Genomic DNA, 17,481 nt, shown 5'->3' with positions numbered 1-17,481 from the left:
GGTTTATGCACGCATGCGGGTGATGCGAATCACCCCGGTCAGCGCGCGCAGCTTCTTGATCACGCGGGCCAGGTGCACGCGGTCGTGCACGCTGACCACCAGCTGGACCACGCTGATGCGCCCATCGCGTTCGTCCATGCTGATTTTCTCGATATTGCCGTCGGCCGCGTTGACGCTGCTGGCCAGCAGGGCGATCAAGCCGCGCTGGTGCTCCAGCTCCACGCGCAGCTCGACGTTGAATTCGCCGGTAACATCCTTGGCCCAGGAAAGCTGGATGCATTTTTCCGGGTTGTGACGGATTTCGGTGATGTTGCGGCAGTTGTCCAAGTGCACCACCATGCCTTTGCCCGCCGACAAGTGGCCGACAATCGGATCGCCCGGGATCGGTGTGCAGCATTTGGCGTAGCTGAGCACCAGGCCCTCGGTGCCGCGAATTGCCAGCGGGCCTTCCGGGCTTGGCAACTGTTCGCCCTCGCCGAGCAGGCGGCGCGCAACCACGTAGGCCATGCGGTTGCCCAGGCCGATATCTTCCAGCAGGTCTTCGATAGTTTCCTGACGGTACTCGTGGAGCATCGCTTGCACGCGCTCCTGCGGGATCTTGTCCAGGGCGCTGTCGAAACCGTTGAGGACCTTGTTCAGCAGGCGTTCGCCCAGGCTGATGGACTCGGAACGGCGCTGCAGTTTCAAGGCGTGGCGGATGTGCGTGCGCGCCTTGCCGGTGACCACGAAGTTGAGCCAGGCCGGGTTCGGGCGCGCGCCGGGTGCACTGACGATCTCGACCGTGGAACCGCTCTGCAGCGGTTCGGACAGCGGCGCGAGGCGACGATTGATCCGGCAGGCAATGCAGCTGTTGCCCACGTCGGTGTGCACGGCATAGGCAAAGTCGACCGCTGTGGAGCCTTTGGGCAGCTCCATGATGCGGCCTTTGGGCGTGAACACGTAGACCTCGTCCGGGAACAGGTCGATCTTCACGCTTTCGATGAATTCCAGGGAGTTGCCGGCACGTTGCTGCATTTCCAGCACGCCCTTGACCCACTGGCGGGCGCGGGCGTGGGTGCCCTTTGGCTGCTCATCGCCGCTGGACTTGTACAGCCAATGGGCGGCGATGCCGTTGTTGGCCATCTCTTCCATTTCGCGGGTACGGATCTGGATCTCGATCGGTACGCCGTGCATGCCGAACAGCGTGGTGTGCAGCGACTGGTAGCCGTTGGCCTTGGGGATCGCGATGTAATCCTTGAAGCGGCCGGGCAGGGGTTTGTACAAATTATGTACAGCGCCCAGCACGCGGTAGCAGGTATCGACCTTGTCGACGATGATCCGGAACGCATACACGTCCATGATCTCGTTGAAGGCCCGGCGCTTGCCGCGCATCTTCTTGTAGATGCCGTAGATGTGTTTCTGCCGTCCGCTGACTTCGCCTTCGATCTCGTCGATCGCCAGGCAATGGCTCAGGGACTCTTCGATCTTGTTGACGATTTCCTTGCGGTTGCCCCGGGCGCGTTTGACCGCCTGGTAGATGCGCGCCGAGCGCATCGGGTGCATGGCCTTGAAGCCGAGGTCTTCGAACTCGATACGAATGGCATGCATGCCCAGCCGGTTGGCGATGGGCGCGTAGATTTCCAGGGTTTCCTTGGCGATGCGCCGGCGTTTTTCGCCGGAGAGCACTTCCAGCGTGCGCATGTTGTGCAGCCGGTCGGCCAGCTTGACCAGGATCACGCGGATATCGCGCGCCATGGCCATGGCCATCTTCTGGAAGTTTTCCGCCTGGGCTTCGGCCTTGGTCTCGAAATTCATCTGGGTCAGTTTGCTGACCCCGTCGACCAGTTCGGCCACGGTTTCGCCAAATTGCGCGCTGAGCGCTTCCTTGGCGATGCCGGTGTCTTCGATCACGTCATGCAGCATCGCGGCCATCAGGCTCTGATGGTCCATGTGCATGTCGGCAAGAATATTTGCCACCGCAAGAGGATGGGTGACATACGCCTCACCGCTACGACGGCGTTGGCCGTCGTGGGCTTGTTCGGCGTAGAAATACGCTCGGCGGACCAGGTTGACCTGGTCGGGGCCGAGGTAGGCCGATAAGCGATCGGCGAGGGCGTCTATGCTCGGCAAAGTGTGAACTCCTGCCGAAGGCTGTGACCCCGCGCCGTGCTACGTCGACCAGGCATAGGCTTAGACGGCCTCGTTGGACTCGTCCTCGAACGCTGCAAACAGCGGTTCGTCTTCAACGATTTCAGCGTTGGCGATGAACTCGTAGCTCATCAGGCCTTCAGCGATTTCGCGCAGGGCCACAACGGTAGGCTTGTCGTTTTCCCACTGGACCAGGGGCTCTTTGCCGCCAGTGGCCAGTTGACGGGCACGCTTGGTAGAGAGCATGACCAGCTCAAAGCGGTTATCCACGTGTTCTAGGCAGTCTTCAACGGTTACGCGGGCCATGGTATTCCTCGGAGCGAATGCAAGATGCGCGCTGCCCGGTTGGGCGAGCGGACTGAGCAGTTTAAAAAAACACCAGCGTTTAGGGAAGCGCTGATTTTTCTCCGGCCCTCGCAAAACCGCTACAAGTGCCAATGTAAAGCCCTTGCAGCCATTTTGGGAAGGGCCAATCAGCCGAGCAGTTCGGCGAGTAATTTGCCGAAACGCTGCTGTTGGCGCTTTTGCTGCAGCTGATTGGCGCGGAAAATCGCCTTCAAATCGTCCAGCGCGTGGGCAAAATCGTCATTGATGATCAGGTAGTCGTAGTCGACGTAGTGGCTCATTTCGCTGACGGCTTCACGCATGCGACCTTCGATGATCTCGTCACTGTCCTGGCCGCGGTTGGTCAGGCGCTGGTGCAAGGCTTCAAGCGAGGGCGGCAGGATGAAGATCGAGCGCGCCTTGGGCATCAGTTGGCGTACCTGTTCGGCGCCCTGCCAGTCGATTTCCAGAATCAGGTCATGGCCTTCATCCAGCGTCTGCTGCAGGTGGCTTTGCGAGGTGCCGTAGAGGTTGCCGAACACTTCGGCGCGCTCCAGGAAGTCACCGTGTTCGATCATCTTGACGAACTCGGTACGCTCGACGAAGTGATAGTGCACGCCGTTCACTTCACCCGGGCGCATGGCGCGGGTGGTGTGGGAAACCGAGATGCGGATCTGCTCGTCAGCGTCGGTCAGGGCCTTGACCAGGCTGCTCTTGCCCGCGCCCGAGGGGGCGGAAATGATGTAAAGGGTGCCGGTGCTGTGGGTCATGGAGGTTGCCTTACTCAATATTCTGTACTTGTTCGCGCATCTGCTCGATCAACACCTTGAGGTTGACCGCCGCCGTGGTGCTGCGCGGATCGAACGCCTTGGAGCCGAGTGTATTGGCTTCGCGGTTGAGTTCCTGCATCAGGAAGTCCAGGCGCCGACCGGCGGCACCGCCGGACTTGAGCACGCGGCGCACTTCGAGGATGTGGGTGCTCAGGCGATCGAGCTCTTCGGCGACGTCGCTCTTCTGGGCCAGCAGCACCATCTCCTGCTCCAGGCGCACGGGGTCGAGGTCGGCCTGCATGTCGGCGAAGCGGTCCAGGACCTTCTGGCGCTGGGTGGCGAGCATCTGCGGTACGAGTTCGCGCAGGGTGACGACGTCCGCTTCGATCGACGTCAGGCGCTCGTTGATCAGGCGGGCCAGTTCGGCGCCTTCGCGTTCACGGCCGGCCTTGAGTTCGTCCAGGCCCTGGGTGAAGAGTGCCAGCGCCTGGGCGTTCAAGGCTTGCGGGTCGGCGGCGTCGGCCACCAGCACGCCGGGCCAGGCCAGGACTTCCAGGGGGTTCAGCGCGGCGGGCTGCTTGATCAGGCCGGCAATGGTTTCGGCGGCGGCGACCAGTTGCGCGGCGCGGTCGCGGTCGACCTGCAGCGGTTTGCCGGTGGTTTCTTCAGTAAAGCGCAGGGTGCATTCCAGCTTGCCGCGGGAAATACCCTGGCGCAACGCTTCACGTACGGCGCCTTCGAGGTCGCGGAAAGACTCGGGCAGGCGTAGATGCGGCTCCAGGTAACGACTGTTGACCGAGCGCAATTCCCAGCTCAGGGTGCCTTGGGCGCCGGCTTTTTCGACACGGGCAAAGGCGGTCATGCTGTGCACCATGGAGGTACCTCGCGTTGGAGAAATAGAGATTGGCCAGGCCGACCTGTAGGAGCGAGCTTGCTCGCGAAGAACTCCAGGGCGCCGCGTTAAATCAGGAGGAGCGCGTGATCGTTGACGTTTTTCGCGAGCAAGCTCGCTCCTGCACAGTAACGAAGGGGCGCGATTGTAGCGCAGTGGGGCGAGCACGCCCAAACGCGCGTATTCGTAACCGGATTTTTAGAAGTGCCCCGAATCGGCTGGCGGCTCTATAATGCTCGGCAGTTTTTCGTCCTCAGTACAGGAATTCCCTATGAAACGTCCAAGTGGTCGCGCTGCCGATCAGCTCCGCTCGATCCGCATCACCCGCAACTACACCAAACACGCCGAGGGGTCCGTACTGGTCGAGTTTGGTGATACCAAGGTGATCTGCACCGTCAGCGTCGAGAACGGCGTGCCGCGTTTCCTCAAGGGCCAGGGCCAGGGTTGGTTGACCGCCGAGTACGGCATGCTGCCGCGCGCCACGGGCGAGCGTAACCAGCGTGAAGCCAGCCGTGGCAAGCAAGGCGGGCGTACCCTGGAAATCCAGCGCCTGATCGGCCGTTCCCTGCGCGCGGCCCTGGACATGTCCAAGCTGGGCGATGTGACCCTGTACGTCGACTGTGACGTGATCCAGGCCGATGGCGGCACCCGTACCGCGTCGATTACCGGCGCCATGGTGGCCCTGGTCGACGCACTGAAAGTGATCAAGAAGCGCGGCGGCCTCAAGGGCGGTGACCCGCTCAAGCAAATGATCGCCGCCGTCTCGGTCGGCATGTACCAGGGCGAGCCGGTGCTGGACCTGGACTACCTGGAAGACTCGGCCGCCGAGACCGACCTGAACGTGGTCATGACCAGCACCGGTGGTTTCATCGAAGTGCAGGGCACCGCCGAAGGCGCGCCATTCCAGCCGGCCGAGCTGAACGCCATGCTGGCCCTGGCCCAGAAAGGCATGACCGAAATTTTCGAACTGCAGAACGCCGCACTGGCTGACTAAGCCGGTCCTCAGGAGAAGCGCGATGAATGACAGCCAGTTACCGGTTCCGGCACCGTCCAGGGAAGTACGCCAGTTGGCGATGTTGTGTCATTTCGCCGCGTTTGCAGGGTTGGTATTCCCCTTCGGCAGTTTGTTGGGGCCGTTGATCCTGTGGCAGTTCAAGAAGGACGTGGACCCGCTGATCGATGATCAGGGCAAGGAAGCCCTGAACTTCCAGATCACGGTGGCGATCGCCTGGCTGGTGTGCCTGCTGCTGGGTTTCGTGGTCATCGGCTTTTTGTTGATGACCGTGCTGGTGATTGGCGCGTTGATACTGACGATCATTGCCGGTATCAAGGCGAATAAGGGCATCGCCTACCGTTATCCGTGGACCTGGCGTCTGGTGAAGTAAACGGTTGCCCACAAAAAAACCGACATCACTGTCGGTTTTTTATACCCGGTTTGATCGTTCCCACGCTCCGCGTGGGAATGCCGCCCGGGACGCTCCGCGTCCTGCTGTAAGCGAAAATCCGGCATTTGCGTAATGGTGACGCGGAGCGTCACGGGATGCATTCCCACGCAGAGCGTGGGAACGATCACATCACTGTCGGTTTTTTTGTACCTGGAGAAAGACCTCAGATGGTCAAGGTCCAGTCGTAGTCCACGATCAGCGGCGCGTGCTGAGAGAAGCGCGGCTGGCGCGGCAGGCGTGCACTGCGCACGAACCGGCGCAGGCCCGGGGTCAGCAACTGGTAGTCGAAACGCCAGCCCAGGTTGAGCATTTCGGCCTGTTCGTTATCCGGCCACCAGCTGTACTGGTCGCCTTCACGGCTGACTTCGCGCAGGGCGTCGACATAGCCCATGTTGCCGACAATCTCGTCCATCCAGGCCCGTTCCGGCGCCAGGAAGCCCGGGGATTGCTGGCTGTCGCGCCAGTTCTTGATATCCAGCTTCTGTTGCGCCACGTACAGCGAGCCACAATAAATGTACTCGCGACGTTTGCGTCGCTGTTTATCCAGATAACGGGCGAAATCGTCCATTAGCTTGAATTTCTGGTTCAAGTCTTCATCGCCGTTCTGCCCCGAAGGAAGCAGCAAGGTCGCGATGCTGACCTTGTCGAAATCGGCTTGCAGGTAACGCCCATAGCGGTCGGCTGTCTCGAAGCCGAGGCCGCTGATGACCGCCTTGGGTTGCAACCGCGAGTACAAAGCCACGCCACCTTGGGTGGGCACTTCGGCATCGCAGGCATAAAGGAAGTAGCCATCCAGTTGGAAGGCTGGGTCGTCCAGTTCAAAGGCGGAGGCGCGTGTGTCCTGCAGGCAGATGACGTCGGCATTCTGTGCTTGCAGCCAACTGAGCAAACCACGCTCGACTGCAGCCTGAATACCATTAACGTTCACACTGATGATCCGCATAAATGGCCCCAAAAATCGCGTGCGTGTATGATACACGCCGTCCACCTAATTAGCTAAATCCGTGGTATCTGAGGCTTTTTTCATGCAGGCGTATCAACGCGATTTCATTCGTTTTGCCATCGATCGCGGGGTTTTGCGCTTCGGTGAGTTCACCCTCAAGTCCGGGCGCACCAGCCCGTATTTCTTCAACGCAGGCTTGTTCAACTCCGGCTCGGCCCTGGCTCAGTTGGGGCGTTTCTACGCGGCCGCCATTGTTGAAAGCGGTATTTCCTTCGACGTGTTGTTTGGTCCGGCCTACAAGGGCATTCCCCTGGCTGCGGCGACGGCGGTGGCCCTGGCGGAGCATCATGGGCAGGACCTGCCGTGGTGCTTCAACCGCAAGGAAGCCAAGGCCCATGGTGAAGGTGGCAGCCTGGTCGGAGCCCCGTTGACCGGCGATGTGCTGATCATCGATGACGTGATCACCGCCGGCACCGCGATCCGCGAGGTGATGCAGATCATCGCCTCCCAGGACGGCGCCAGGGCCGCCGGCGTGCTGATTGCGCTGAACCGCCAGGAGCGTGGCAACGGCGAATTGTCGGCGATCCAGGAAGTGGAGCGTGACTTCGGCATTCCGGTGGTGAGCATTGTGTCGTTGAACCAGGTGTTGCAGTTCCTGGAGGATGATCCGCAGCTCAAGCAGCACCTGCCGGCGGTGCGTGCGTATCGCGAGCAGTTTGGCGTTTAAACCGGAAGTATTGCAGGCGCAGGCAAATGTGGGAGGGGGCTTGCCCCCGATAGCGGTGCATCAGTGCTGGATACTCCAACTGATACGCCGCCATCGGGGGCAAGCCCCCTCCCACATTTGTTTTCAGCGTTTTTAAGGACGCTTGCGATTGCTGATCAGCGTACCTACACCCGTATCGGTGAAGATTTCCAGCAGGATCGCGTTCGGCACCCGGCCATCCAGGATCAGCGAGCTGCCGACGCCGCCTTGCACGGCTTCCAGCGCGCAGCGGATTTTCGGCAGCATGCCGCCGTAGATGGTGCCATCGGCGATCAGTTCGTCGACTTGTTGCGTCGTCAGGCCGGTCAGCACTTGGCCTTCCTTGTCCATCAGGCCGGCGATGTTGGTCAGCAGCATCAGCTTTTCAGCCTTCAGTGCCTCAGCCACCTTGCCCGCCACCAGGTCGGCGTTGATGTTGTACGACTCACCGTTGGCGCCCACGCCGATAGGCGCGATCACCGGGATGAAGTCACCCTTGACCAGCAGGTTGAGCAGATCGGTGTTGATGCCGATCACTTCGCCCACCTGGCCGATGTCGATGATTTCCGGCTGGGTCATTTCCGGTGTCTGGCGCGTCACGGTCAGTTTTTTCGCGCGGATCAGTTCCGCGTCCTTGCCGGTCAGGCCAATGGCGCTGCCGCCGTGGCGGTTGATCAGGTTGACGATGTCCTTGTTGACCTGGCCACCGAGCACCATTTCCACCACGTCCATGGTCTGCGCGTCAGTGACGCGCATGCCATCGATGAAGTGACTCTCGATCGACAAACGCTTGAGCAGGTCGCCGATTTGCGGCCCACCGCCGTGGACGACAACCGGGTTGATCCCCACGGCTTTCATCAGCACGATGTCGCGGGCAAAGCCGGTTTTCAGCTCGTCGCTTTCCATGGCATTGCCGCCGTACTTGATCACCAGCGTCTTGCCGACATAGCGTCGAATGTAAGGCAACGCTTCGGACAGGACCTTGGCGGTGTTGGCAGCGGCTTCGCGTTCGAGGGTCATTCAGGGCTCCGGTGAAAAAATCAGAACGGTAATTGGAGATCAGGGGCAACACGTTTCAACTGGACGTGAAAGACGTCCTTGATGCGCTGCAACTCAGCCTCGGTATCCGCCTCGAAACGCAGCACCAGCACCGGTGTGGTGTTGGACGCACGAACCAGGCCCCAGCCTTTGGCGTAATCGACTCGCACACCATCAATGGTGGTCAGGTTGGCGCCTTCGCCCCATTGCGCATCGTGCAATGCGTCAATGATGCTGAATTTGCTCTCCTCGGTCACATGGATATTGATCTCTGGCGTAGAAATATCATTCGGGAAGGTCTGAAACAGCGCTTGCGCGGTGGATTTTTCCTTGCTGAGTATCTCCAGCAGGCGCGCAGCGCTGTAAATGCCATCGTCGAAACCGAACCAGCGCTCCTTGAAGAATACGTGACCGCTCATTTCGCCGGCCAGCAAGGCACCGGTTTCCTTCATTTTCTTTTTGATCAACGAGTGACCGGTCTTCCACATCAGCGGGCGACCGCCGTATTCCTTGATCAGCGGCGTGAGGCGACGAGTGCACTTCACGTCGAAGATGATTTCGGCGTTGGCGTTGCGCGCCACCACGTCACGGGCGAACAGCATCAGCAGGCGGTCCGGGTACACGATCTCGCCGGTTTCGGTCACCACGCCCACGCGGTCGCCGTCGCCGTCGAAGGCCAGGCCGACGTCGGCGCCCACTTCCTTGACCTTGGCGATCAGGTCCACCAGGTTTTCCGGCTTGCCGGGGTCCGGGTGGTGGTTGGGGAAGTTGCCGTCGACGTCGCAGAACAGGGGAATCACTTCACAATCGAGGGCTTCGAGCAATTGCGGAGCGATCACGCCGGCCGCGCCGTTGCCGCAATCCACCACCACTTTGAGGCGGCGGGCGAGTTTGACGTCGCGGGTGATTTCGTCGGAGTAGCGCTGCAGGATGTCGACCTTGGTGATGCTGCCGGTGCCGCTGCTCAGGTCGTTGGTTTTCAGGCGAGTGTGCAGGGCCTGGATCTGTTCGTTGGCGAGGGTGTCGCCGGCGATAACGATTTTGAAGCCGTTGTAGTCCGACGGGTTGTGGCTGCCGGTCAGCATGACGCCGGACTTGCCGGCCAGGACGTTGGCGGCGTAATACAACGCAGGCGTAGGCACCAGGCCGACGTCGCTGACATGGCACCCGCTGTCCGCCAGGCCCTGGATCAGTTGCTCCACAAGCTCCGGGCCGGACAGGCGGCCGTCACGACCGACCGACACGTTCGGCTCGCCCTGGGCCAGGCTCTGTGAGCCGATGGCGCGGCCGATCCAGTAGGCGGTTTCGGCGGTCAGGGTCTTGGGCACCACGCCACGAATGTCATAGGCACGGAAGATGCTGTCGGGAAAGCTCGGGGCTACGCGGGCTGCGGTACTCATCGCGGGGGGAAACTCCATCTGAAAGGGGGCAAGGCTGGCCTGATGTGGCTGGCCGGCAGGCTCAAACTGAAGGGTATGACGACGTTTTCGGCAGAGAGTTCGTGGTGTAAAAGTGCCATCGGAGCTTCAGTCCTGCGCTCATATCTGCGTAACCTGTTGATTTTATTTAATAAAATCCGCTGATAATTTTCGCGCATTCTTCATCCTGAAAAACCTGGCGGTGGCGTCTGGCCGGGCAATTGCGCCCGGCCCTGTTCAGCTTAGTCAGTGACTGCCGGAATGCCCAAAACCACCTGCGCCGCGATGGGTTTCGTCGAATTCCTGCACCAGTTCGAACTGCGCCTGGACCACCGGCACCAGCACCAGTTGGGCGATACGCTCGCCGACCGCAATGTTGAACGCGGTCTGGCCGCGGTTCCAGCACGACACCATCAATTCGCCCTGGTAGTCGGAGTCGATCAGGCCCACCAGATTGCCCAGCACGATGCCGTGTTTGTGGCCCAGGCCGGAGCGCGGCAGGATCAGGGCCGCCAGGCCCGGGTCGCCGACGTAGATCGACAGGCCGGTGGGGATCAGGATCGTCTGGCCCGGCTCCAGGACCGTGTCCTGCTGGAGCATGGCGCGCAGGTCCAGGCCGGCGGAGCCTGGGGTGGCGTAGGCCGGAAGGGGGAATTGGCTACCGATGCGTGGGTCGAGGATCTTGGCTTGCAAAGCGTGCATGGACATTAAACCTGGTTCAGCCGTTGGGCGATAAAAGAGATCAGTTGGCGGGCTATCTTGCCCTTGCTGGTCTGGGCGAAAACGGTGGCGTGCAACTCGCGGTCGATCACGCTGATGGCATTTTCCTCACTGTTGAAGCCGATGCTCGGGTTGGCGACATCATTGGCAACGATCAGGTCGAGGTTTTTGTCTTTCAATTTGCGCGCGGCGTAGTCCAGCAAATGTTCGGTCTCGGCGGCGAAGCCGACGCTGAACGGACGGTCCGCACGTGTGGCAATGGTGGCCAGAATGTCTGGGTTGCGTACCATTTGCAGGAGCAGACCATCGCCGCTTGTAGGGTCTTTCTTGAGCTTTTGCGGTGCAACGACTTCCGGCCGGTAGTCTGCAACCGCTGCCGAGGCGATGAACAGGTCGCACGGAATGGCCGCTTCACAGGCCGCCAGCATGTCGCGGGCGCTGACTACGTCGATTCGGGTCACACGATCGGGCGTCGGTAAATGCACCGGGCCGGTGATCAGGGTCACACGTGCGCCTGCCTCAACCGCAGCTTCAGCCAGGGCAAAGCCCATTTTTCCTGAGCTATGGTTGGTGATGTAGCGCACCGGGTCGATGTTTTCCTGAGTCGGGCCCGCAGTGATCAGTACGTGTTTGCCGGTCAGGGCCAGGTGCTGGAAGCATTCGGCGGCACACAGCGCCAGGTCGGTGGCTTCGAGCATGCGGCCCATGCCGACGTCGCCGCAGGCCTGGCTGCCGGACGCCGGGCCGAAGACCTTGAGGCCACGGCTTTGCAGGAGTTGGGTGTTGGCCTGGGTGGCCGGGTCGCGCCACATGGCCTGGTTCATCGCCGGGGCAATGGCGACAGTGGCGTCGGTGGCCAGTACCAGGGTGGTCAGCAAGTCATCGGCGATGCCCTGGGCCAGGCGTGCGATCAGGTCGGCGGTCGCCGGCGCGATGAGCACCAGGTCGGCCCATTTGGCCAGTTCGATATGGCCCATGGCGGCTTCGGCCGCCGGGTCCAGCAGGTCCAGGTGAACCGGGTGGCCGGACAAGGCCTGCATGGTCAGCGGGGTGATGAACTCACTGCCACCACGGGTCATGACCACGCGCACTTCGGCGCCCTGGTCCAGGAGCCTGCGAACCAGTTCCGCGCTCTTGTAGGCGGCAATGCCGCCGCCGACGCCGAGAACGATGCGTTTCCGATACAGACGCTGCATTGGTTTGCCTTTCCAGTTCAGTGAAGCCAGTTCAGTGACGCCTGCGATGACCCCTCCCCAGGTGAAATCGCATGCAAAAAAGAGGGCCTACGATAACACAGCGTCCGCCCGGCAACAGCGGCGCATACGGCGTACATCATGGAAGGGAGGTGGGATGAGTATTCGCAATTGGCCTGCTGCCGAGCGGCCGCGAGAGAAGCTGTTGGAGTGGGGCGCGGCCAGTCTGTCCGATGCCGAATTGCTGGCGATTTTCCTGCGCACCGGCGTATCCGGCAGGAGCGCCGTGGACCTGGCGCGTCATCTGCTGGCGCAATTCGGTGGGTTGCGCCCGCTGCTGGAGGCCAGCCAGGCGCTGTTCAATCAGCAGCTGGGCCTGGGGCCGGCGAAGTTTGCCCAATTGCAGGCGGTGCTGGAAATGTCCCGGCGCCACATGGCCGAGCGCCTGCGCAACGATTCGGTGCTGGAAAGCCCGCTGGCCGTCCGCGAATACCTCAAGGCGCTGCTGCGTCATGAGTCTCACGAAGTGTTTGGCTGCCTGTTTCTCGACTCCAAGCATCGGGTGCTGGGTTTCGAGGCGCTCTGCGAAGGCACCATCGATACCGCCCTGGTCTATCCCCGGCAAGTGGTCAAGCGTGCGCTGGCGTACAACGCGGCAGCGTTGATCCTGTGCCACAACCATCCTTCGGGAAGCGTAGACCCCAGCCCGGCTGATCGAAAATTGACCAAGATTCTACAAAAAGCCCTGGAAATGGTGGACGTACGGGTGCTGGACCACATCATCGTGGGCGATGGTGATCCGTTGTCGATGGCGGAATACGGATGGATGTAGAGGGCCGCTGCACGTTTAGAGCTGCAAGCCACAAGTCGGCTTGCAGCTTGCAGCTTAAGGCTTGACGCTGACCTTGGAATAATCCTGCCGGCCAAACGGGCTCACCTGATAGCCCTCGATATTCTTGCGTGTCAGGGCAAACGCCGTGGGATGCGCCAGGGGCAGCCACAGGGCCTGCTGCTGGATCTGCGCCTGGGCCTGCTGGTAGAGCTTGGTGCGCACGCCCTGTTCGCTGGTGGTCTTGCCGGCGCTGATCAGCTTGTCCAGCGCAGGGTCGCAGTAGCGGGCGAAGTTGGTACCGGATTTGACGGCTGCGCAGGAAAATTGCGGGGTCAGGAAGTTGTCCGGGTCGCCATTGTCACCGGCCCAGCCCATGAAGAGCAGGTCGTGTTCGCCGGCTTTGGCGCGGCGAATCAACTCGCCCCACTCGATCACGCGGATGTCGGCCTGGATGCCGACCTTGGCCAGATCGGCCTGCAGCAACTGAGCGCCAAGATTCGGGTTGGGGTTCAGCAGGCTGCCGGTAGGGCGTGTCCAGATCGTGGTTTTGAAGCCGTCCTTGAGGCCGGCGCGGTTCAGCAGTGCCTTGGCTTTGGCAAGGTCTTGTGGATAACCCGGCAAGTCCTTGGCGTAGCTCCAGGTATTGGGCGGGTAGACACCATTGGCCGCTTCGGCGGTGCCTTCGAATACCGCCTTCAGGTAGCTGCCTTTGTCAAAGGCCAGGTTGATCGCCTGGCGTACCTCGGGCTTGTCCAGTGGCGGGTGCTTGCTGTTGATGGCGACGAAGGCGGTCATGAAGGCGGCGGTTTTTTCCACCTTCAGCGCCGGGTCTTTTTCGGCCTCGCCCACATCCAGGGGCTTGGGCGAAAGGGCGATCTGGCACTCGTCGCGATGCAGTTTCTGCAGGCGCACATTGGCATCCGGCGTGATGGCGAAGATCAGGTTATCCACAGTCGGTTTGCCGGCGAAGTAGTCCGGGTTGGCCTTGTAGCGCACCACCGCATCCTTCTGGAAACGCACGAAAACGAACGGGCCGGTGCCAATGGGCTGGCTGTTGAGCTTCTCCGGGGTGCCGGCCTTGAGCAGTTTGTCGGCATATTCGGCCGGGTAGATCGAGGCAAAGCCCATGCTCAGCGCTGCAAGAAACGTGGAGTCGGCGTGATCAAGGGTGAAGCGCACGGTCAGCGGGTCGAGGGCATCGATCTTCTTGATCAGCGCCGGCAACTGCAGTGATTGCGCGTGGGGGAAGCCGCTCTGGGCGATCTTGTGCCACGGGTTGGCCGGGTCGAGCATACGTTCGAAGCTGAAGCGCACGTCTTCGGCCGTCAGGGTGCGGCTGGGGGTGAAATACTCGGTGCGATGGAATTTCACGTTCGGGTGCAATTTGAACGTGTAGGTCAGGCCATCCGGGGAGACGTCCCAGCTGTCTGCCAGGCTCGGCACCAGCTTGCCGGCGGTAGCGTCGTAGTCCACCAGACGGTTCATCAGCACATCCGCCGAGGCGTTGGTGGTGGTCAACGAGTTGTACTGCACCACGTCGAACCCTTCGGGGCTGGCCTCGGTGCAAACGCTTAAATTGGTGGCGGCAACGGCCATCGGAGCGATGAAAAGGGGGGCTAGCAATAGCGGTAGGGCAGCGAGGCGCATATTCGGTTTCCTGTGCAGATCGAAGGCCCATCTGCGAGTGCAGTCTGGAAAAGCCCTACCGTAGTGGCCTGTTGATTAAATGACTAGCCCATTTTTGCCTGTGCTTTTGGCCAAAATGCTGTTTTGATGGCGCCTCAGCGCGTTTCAACGTGCAGGTCAGAGTGCCTGCAGGCGCTGAAAATCATTCTGTGCGACGAGCGGTCGGCTGTTACAGCGGCCCCTCCTGGCAACGGTTCAGGCGCCAATGGCCGAGATTTACTCAGGTAAAAACACACTCGCTGTTGTTGCACCTGGGTCTTTCTGGTATAAAGCAGCGCTCTTTTCTAGGGGCCCGGTTCCTTCGCTTGTAGGTGTAGCCGGTAAGACCCTAAAGAAACGCGGCGCCTGGCGCCAAATGACTGAGAGATTAAGCGGCCAACCCATGCCGGGTTGGGCATGTGGTTTTAGAGGGCTGAGGCATGTCGAGAGTCTGTCAAGTTACCGGTAAGGGTCCGGTGACTGGGAATAACATTTCCCACGCAAATAACAAAACCCGTCGTCGTTTCCTGCCGAACCTGCAGCATCATCGCTTCTGGGTTGAAGAAGAGAAACGTTTTGTTCGCCTGCGTGTATCTGCCAAAGGCATGCGTATCATCGACAAGCGTGGCATCACTGTCGTGCTGGCCGAAATCCGCGCCGCCGGCAAGATCTAAGGAGCTCTATCATGCGTGAATTGATTCGAATGATCTCTAGCGCCGGTACTGGTCACTTCTACACTACCGACAAGAACAAGCGTACTACCCCGGACAAGCTCGAAAAGAAAATGTTCGACCCGCGCGTTCGCAAGCACGTGATCTACAAAGAAGGCAAAATCAAGTAATTGATTTCCTTCCTTGTGAAAAAAAGCCCGTATCTCACGATACGGGCTTTTTTTTGCCTGGCGTCTGATCGTCTGATCGTTCCCACGCTCCGCGTGGAAACGCCGCCCCGGACGCTCCGCGTCCCGGTTTTGGCGCAAAGATCCGAGATCTGCGCGGTGGTGACGCAGAGCGTCACAGGATGCATTCCCACGCAGAGCATGGGAACGATCAACAAACTCACGATACGGGCTTTTTTTTGCCTGGAATGCGCTGATCAGGCTTTCTGTTCGAACACCACGTAGATCTTGCGGCACGCTTCCAGCACTTCCCAGGTGCCGCTGAAGCCGGCCGGGATGACGAAGCGGTCGCCGGCGCGCAAGGTTTTGGCATTGCCTTGGGCATCACGCAGTACGGAAACTCCCTGCACGATCTCGCAATATTCATGCTCGGTGTAATTGACCGTCCACTGCCCGACTTCGCCTTCCCAGACGCCCGCGTTCATTTGCCCGCAGGGGCTGTTGTAGTGGTTGTAGATCGTCTGTTCAGGGTCGCCCTTGAGGATTTTCTCGGCGGCAGGGCGATAGCGATCGGGGGCGGTATTGGCTTGGCTGAAATCGACGATGTCCTGGATGCTCATGTGCTTATCCCGTCTGGCCTGCGTTTGGAGAGGCCAAAGTCTATGTTTATTAAAATGAACATCGCAAGGGCGTTTGCCGCCGTTATGTCAAATATATTGAAACATCCCCAGCCGCTGGTTTAGGGTGGCAAGTGCCTTGAGCCGAACAGCAGGCTGGCCAGGCAAGCATTCGTGGAGGCGCCGGGATCAATCTTCCAGGCCCTTGTATCCAATAAGAGGAGCAGACTTGCATGACCACCCTGACCCGTGCCGACTGGGAACAACGCGCCAAGGACCTGAAAATCGAAGGCCGCGCGTACATCAATGGCGAGTACACCGCCGCCGTTTCCGGTGATACGTTCGAATGCATCAGTCCGGTCGATGGTCGTCTGCTCGCCACCGTGGCCAGCTGTGACGCCGCCGACGCCCAGCGTGCCGTGGAAAACGCCCGTGCCACTTTCAATTCCGGGGTCTGGTCGCGCCTGGCACCGGCCAAGCGCAAGTCCGTCATGATCCGTTTCGCCGCGCTGCTCAAGGCCAATGCCGAAGAGCTGGCGCTGCTGGAAACCCTGGACATGGGCAAGCCGATCAGCGACGCCCTGAACATCGACGTCCCCGGCGCGGCCAATGCCCTGAGCTGGAGCGGCGAGGCAATCGACAAGATCTATGATGAAGTGGCGGCCACGCCCCATGATCAACTGGGGCTGGTGACCCGTGAGCCCGTGGGCGTAGTCGGTGCGATCGTTCCGTGGAACTTCCCGCTGATGATGGCCTGCTGGAAACTCGGCCCGGCCCTGTCGACCGGTAACTCGGTAATTCTCAAACCGTCGGAAAAGTCCCCGCTGACCGCCATCCGTATCGCCGCCCTGGCCGTTGAAGCCGGCATTCCAAAAGGCGTGCTCAACGTGCTGCCGGGCTATGGCCACACCGTGGGTAACGCGCTGGCGGTGCACATGGACGTGGACACCCTGGTGTTTACCGGATCCACCAAAATTGCCAAGCAGCTGTTGATCCGCTCCGGCGAATCGAACATGAAGCGTGTGTGGCTGGAAGCAGGCGGCAAGAGCCCGAACATCGTGTTTGCCGATGCGCCGGACCTGCAAGCCGCCGCCAACTCCGCCGCCAGCGCCATCGCCTTCAACCAAGGTGAAGTCTGCACCGCCGGTTCGCGCCTGCTGGTGGAGCGTTCGATCAAGGACACTTTCCTGCCGCTGGTCATCGAGGCCCTCAAGGGTTGGAAGCCCGGTAACCCGCTGGACCCCGCCACCAACGTGGGTGCGCTGGTGGACACCCAGCAGATGAACAACGTGCTCTCGTACATCGAAGCCGGCCATGCCGATGGCGCCAAGCTGGTCGCCGGTGGCAAGCGCACGCTGGAAGAAACCGGTGGCACCTACGTCGAACCGACCATTTTCGACGGTGTGACCAACGCCATGAAAATTGCCCAGGAAGAAATCTTTGGTCCGGTACTGTCGGTAATCACCTTCGACAGCGCCGAAGAAGCCATCGCCATCGCCAACGACACCCAATATGGCCTGGCGGCGGGGGTGTGGACGGCGGACATCTCCAAGGCGCACCTGACTGCCAAGGCCCTGCGTGCCGGTAGCGTGTGGGTCAACCAGTACGACGGTGGCGACATGACCGCTCCGTTCGGGGGCTTCAAGCAGTCGGGTAACGGTCGCGATAAATCGCTGCATGCGTTCGACAAATATACCGAACTGAAGGCGACCTGGATCAAGCTGTAACCCTGCTGGAAACAGCGCAGGGCAACTGTGGGAGGGGGCTTGCCCCCGATGGCGGCCTCTGGGCCGACCAGGGTGTTGGATTGGGTTGAGTAAATATCCGTTTCTGCGGTAACGGCTGCTTAGGGTTCCGCTTTTACAGCGGCTCACTTTTGAAAAGCGCAAAAGTAAGCAAAACGCTCTTGCCCCA

General features: G+C 60.7%; 17 protein-coding genes and 1 pseudogene. 7 read left to right on the top strand and 11 right to left on the bottom strand.

Features of this window, described 5'->3' with window-relative positions; translation table 11 throughout:
• Positions 1-3: 3 nt before the first annotated feature.
• The 4 genes from spoT to BFP93_RS17185 all read right to left on the bottom strand — a co-directional run bounded on the left by spoT (position 4) and on the right by BFP93_RS17185 (position 4,095).
• Positions 4-2,109: a bifunctional GTP diphosphokinase/guanosine-3',5'-bis pyrophosphate 3'-pyrophosphohydrolase gene (spoT, locus tag BFP93_RS17200; RefSeq protein ID WP_058424246.1), complete on the bottom strand. Its 2,106-nt coding sequence runs from the start codon at positions 2,107-2,109 to the stop codon at positions 4-6.
• 60 nt (positions 2,110-2,169) lie between these two features.
• On the bottom strand, positions 2,170-2,433 hold the full coding sequence (gene rpoZ / locus BFP93_RS17195; RefSeq protein ID WP_003176920.1) for a DNA-directed RNA polymerase subunit omega: 264 nt from the start codon (positions 2,431-2,433) through the stop codon (positions 2,170-2,172).
• 167 nt (positions 2,434-2,600) lie between these two features.
• Positions 2,601-3,221 (bottom strand): guanylate kinase, encoded by a 621-nt coding sequence (gene gmk / locus BFP93_RS17190; protein WP_003213284.1) that lies wholly within the window; start codon positions 3,219-3,221, stop codon positions 2,601-2,603.
• A 10-nt stretch (positions 3,222-3,231) separates the two neighbouring features.
• The gene (locus BFP93_RS17185) at positions 3,232-4,095 is read right to left on the bottom strand and encodes a YicC/YloC family endoribonuclease (protein ID WP_065886942.1); all 864 of its coding nucleotides are present in this window, start codon (positions 4,093-4,095) and stop codon (positions 3,232-3,234) included.
• A gap of 289 nt (positions 4,096-4,384) precedes the next feature.
• Between BFP93_RS17185 and rph the strand changes: the two genes are divergently transcribed.
• On the top strand, positions 4,385-5,107 hold the full coding sequence (rph, locus tag BFP93_RS17180) for a ribonuclease PH (RefSeq protein WP_016975928.1): 723 nt from the start codon (positions 4,385-4,387) through the stop codon (positions 5,105-5,107).
• 22 nt (positions 5,108-5,129) lie between these two features.
• Positions 5,130-5,498 carry a DUF4870 domain-containing protein gene (locus BFP93_RS17175; RefSeq protein WP_065893974.1) on the top strand — a complete coding sequence of 123 codons (369 nt, stop codon included), beginning with the start codon at positions 5,130-5,132 and terminating at the stop codon, positions 5,496-5,498.
• Positions 5,499-5,721: 223 nt separating this feature from the next.
• Here the strand turns inward: BFP93_RS17175 and BFP93_RS17170 are convergent, their stop codons facing one another.
• The gene (locus BFP93_RS17170) at positions 5,722-6,501 is read right to left on the bottom strand and encodes an exodeoxyribonuclease III (RefSeq protein WP_003195493.1); all 780 of its coding nucleotides are present in this window, start codon (positions 6,499-6,501) and stop codon (positions 5,722-5,724) included.
• Between the two features lie 82 nt (positions 6,502-6,583).
• On the opposite strand from BFP93_RS17170, the gene pyrE reads away from it, so the two are divergent.
• Positions 6,584-7,228 (top strand): orotate phosphoribosyltransferase, encoded by a 645-nt coding sequence (gene pyrE / locus BFP93_RS17165; protein WP_015373297.1) that lies wholly within the window; start codon positions 6,584-6,586, stop codon positions 7,226-7,228.
• 132 nt (positions 7,229-7,360) lie between these two features.
• Here the strand turns inward: pyrE and argB are convergent, their stop codons facing one another.
• The 4 genes and pseudogenes from argB to coaBC form a co-directional block, all read right to left on the bottom strand.
• Entirely contained in the window at positions 7,361-8,266 is a 906-nt protein-coding gene (argB, locus tag BFP93_RS17160; RefSeq protein ID WP_065893973.1) for an acetylglutamate kinase, read from the bottom strand.
• 20 nt (positions 8,267-8,286) lie between these two features.
• A pseudogene (locus tag BFP93_RS17155) lies at positions 8,287-9,702 on the bottom strand (phosphomannomutase/phosphoglucomutase); the annotation flags it as partial.
• 246 nt (positions 9,703-9,948) lie between these two features.
• Entirely contained in the window at positions 9,949-10,404 is a 456-nt protein-coding gene (dut, locus tag BFP93_RS17150) for a dUTP diphosphatase (RefSeq protein ID WP_065893994.1), read from the bottom strand.
• A gap of 5 nt (positions 10,405-10,409) precedes the next feature.
• Complete coding sequence (gene coaBC / locus BFP93_RS17145; protein WP_010207499.1) at positions 10,410-11,618, bottom strand: bifunctional phosphopantothenoylcysteine decarboxylase/phosphopantothenate--cysteine ligase CoaBC; 1,209 nt, start codon at positions 11,616-11,618, stop codon at positions 10,410-10,412.
• A 154-nt stretch (positions 11,619-11,772) separates the two neighbouring features.
• Here coaBC and radC point away from each other — a divergent pair, with 154 nt between their 5' ends.
• Positions 11,773-12,447, top strand: a complete 675-nt coding sequence (radC, locus tag BFP93_RS17140) for a RadC family protein (protein ID WP_065893972.1) — start codon at positions 11,773-11,775, stop codon at positions 12,445-12,447.
• 54 nt (positions 12,448-12,501) lie between these two features.
• Here the strand turns inward: radC and BFP93_RS17135 are convergent, their stop codons facing one another.
• Positions 12,502-14,094: an ABC transporter substrate-binding protein gene (locus BFP93_RS17135; RefSeq protein ID WP_065893971.1), complete on the bottom strand. Its 1,593-nt coding sequence runs from the start codon at positions 14,092-14,094 to the stop codon at positions 12,502-12,504.
• Positions 14,095-14,552: 458 nt separating this feature from the next.
• Between BFP93_RS17135 and rpmB the strand changes: the two genes are divergently transcribed.
• On the top strand, positions 14,553-14,786 hold the full coding sequence (gene rpmB, locus BFP93_RS17130) for a 50S ribosomal protein L28 (protein WP_003176907.1): 234 nt from the start codon (positions 14,553-14,555) through the stop codon (positions 14,784-14,786).
• 11 nt (positions 14,787-14,797) lie between these two features.
• The gene (gene rpmG, locus BFP93_RS17125; RefSeq protein ID WP_003176906.1) at positions 14,798-14,953 is read left to right on the top strand and encodes a 50S ribosomal protein L33; all 156 of its coding nucleotides are present in this window, start codon (positions 14,798-14,800) and stop codon (positions 14,951-14,953) included.
• Positions 14,954-15,207: 254 nt separating this feature from the next.
• Here rpmG and BFP93_RS17120 read toward each other — a convergent pair whose 3' ends face one another.
• Positions 15,208-15,570: a cupin domain-containing protein gene (locus tag BFP93_RS17120; RefSeq protein WP_065886947.1), complete on the bottom strand. Its 363-nt coding sequence runs from the start codon at positions 15,568-15,570 to the stop codon at positions 15,208-15,210.
• A 230-nt stretch (positions 15,571-15,800) separates the two neighbouring features.
• Between BFP93_RS17120 and BFP93_RS17115 the strand changes: the two genes are divergently transcribed.
• The gene (locus tag BFP93_RS17115) at positions 15,801-17,294 is read left to right on the top strand and encodes an aldehyde dehydrogenase (protein ID WP_065893970.1); all 1,494 of its coding nucleotides are present in this window, start codon (positions 15,801-15,803) and stop codon (positions 17,292-17,294) included.
• Positions 17,295-17,481 lie beyond the last annotated feature (187 nt).

This window comes from Pseudomonas sp. 44 R 15, assembly GCF_900004965.1.
Classification (GTDB): domain Bacteria; phylum Pseudomonadota; class Gammaproteobacteria; order Pseudomonadales; family Pseudomonadaceae; genus Aquipseudomonas; species Aquipseudomonas orientalis_A.
Note: the sequence above shows the minus strand (reverse complement) of the source record. Positions and strands in the feature narration are given on the sequence as shown.

What these genes read in the sequence shown, in the direction of transcription:
- rpoZ (WP_003176920.1), bottom strand. Translation starts at nt 2,433, where the DNA reads ATGGCCCGCGTAACCGTTGAAGACTGCCTAGAACACGTGGATAACCGC.
- gmk (WP_003213284.1), bottom strand. Translation starts at nt 3,221, where the DNA reads ATGACCCACAGCACCGGCACCCTTTACATCATTTCCGCCCCCTCGGGC.
- BFP93_RS17185 (WP_065886942.1), bottom strand. Translation starts at nt 4,095, where the DNA reads ATGGTGCACAGCATGACCGCCTTTGCCCGTGTCGAAAAAGCCGGCGCC.
- rph (WP_016975928.1), top strand. Translation starts at nt 4,385, where the DNA reads ATGAAACGTCCAAGTGGTCGCGCTGCCGATCAGCTCCGCTCGATCCGC.
- BFP93_RS17175 (WP_065893974.1), top strand. Translation starts at nt 5,130, where the DNA reads ATGAATGACAGCCAGTTACCGGTTCCGGCACCGTCCAGGGAAGTACGC.
- BFP93_RS17170 (WP_003195493.1), bottom strand. Translation starts at nt 6,501, where the DNA reads ATGCGGATCATCAGTGTGAACGTTAATGGTATTCAGGCTGCAGTCGAG.
- pyrE (WP_015373297.1), top strand. Translation starts at nt 6,584, where the DNA reads ATGCAGGCGTATCAACGCGATTTCATTCGTTTTGCCATCGATCGCGGG.
- argB (WP_065893973.1), bottom strand. Translation starts at nt 8,266, where the DNA reads ATGACCCTCGAACGCGAAGCCGCTGCCAACACCGCCAAGGTCCTGTCC.
- dut (WP_065893994.1), bottom strand. Translation starts at nt 10,404, where the DNA reads ATGCACGCTTTGCAAGCCAAGATCCTCGACCCACGCATCGGTAGCCAA.
- coaBC (WP_010207499.1), bottom strand. Translation starts at nt 11,618, where the DNA reads ATGCAGCGTCTGTATCGGAAACGCATCGTTCTCGGCGTCGGCGGCGGC.
- radC (WP_065893972.1), top strand. Translation starts at nt 11,773, where the DNA reads ATGAGTATTCGCAATTGGCCTGCTGCCGAGCGGCCGCGAGAGAAGCTG.
- BFP93_RS17135 (WP_065893971.1), bottom strand. Translation starts at nt 14,094, where the DNA reads ATGCGCCTCGCTGCCCTACCGCTATTGCTAGCCCCCCTTTTCATCGCT.
- rpmB (WP_003176907.1), top strand. Translation starts at nt 14,553, where the DNA reads ATGTCGAGAGTCTGTCAAGTTACCGGTAAGGGTCCGGTGACTGGGAAT.
- rpmG (WP_003176906.1), top strand. Translation starts at nt 14,798, where the DNA reads ATGCGTGAATTGATTCGAATGATCTCTAGCGCCGGTACTGGTCACTTC.
- BFP93_RS17120 (WP_065886947.1), bottom strand. Translation starts at nt 15,570, where the DNA reads ATGAGCATCCAGGACATCGTCGATTTCAGCCAAGCCAATACCGCCCCC.
- BFP93_RS17115 (WP_065893970.1), top strand. Translation starts at nt 15,801, where the DNA reads ATGACCACCCTGACCCGTGCCGACTGGGAACAACGCGCCAAGGACCTG.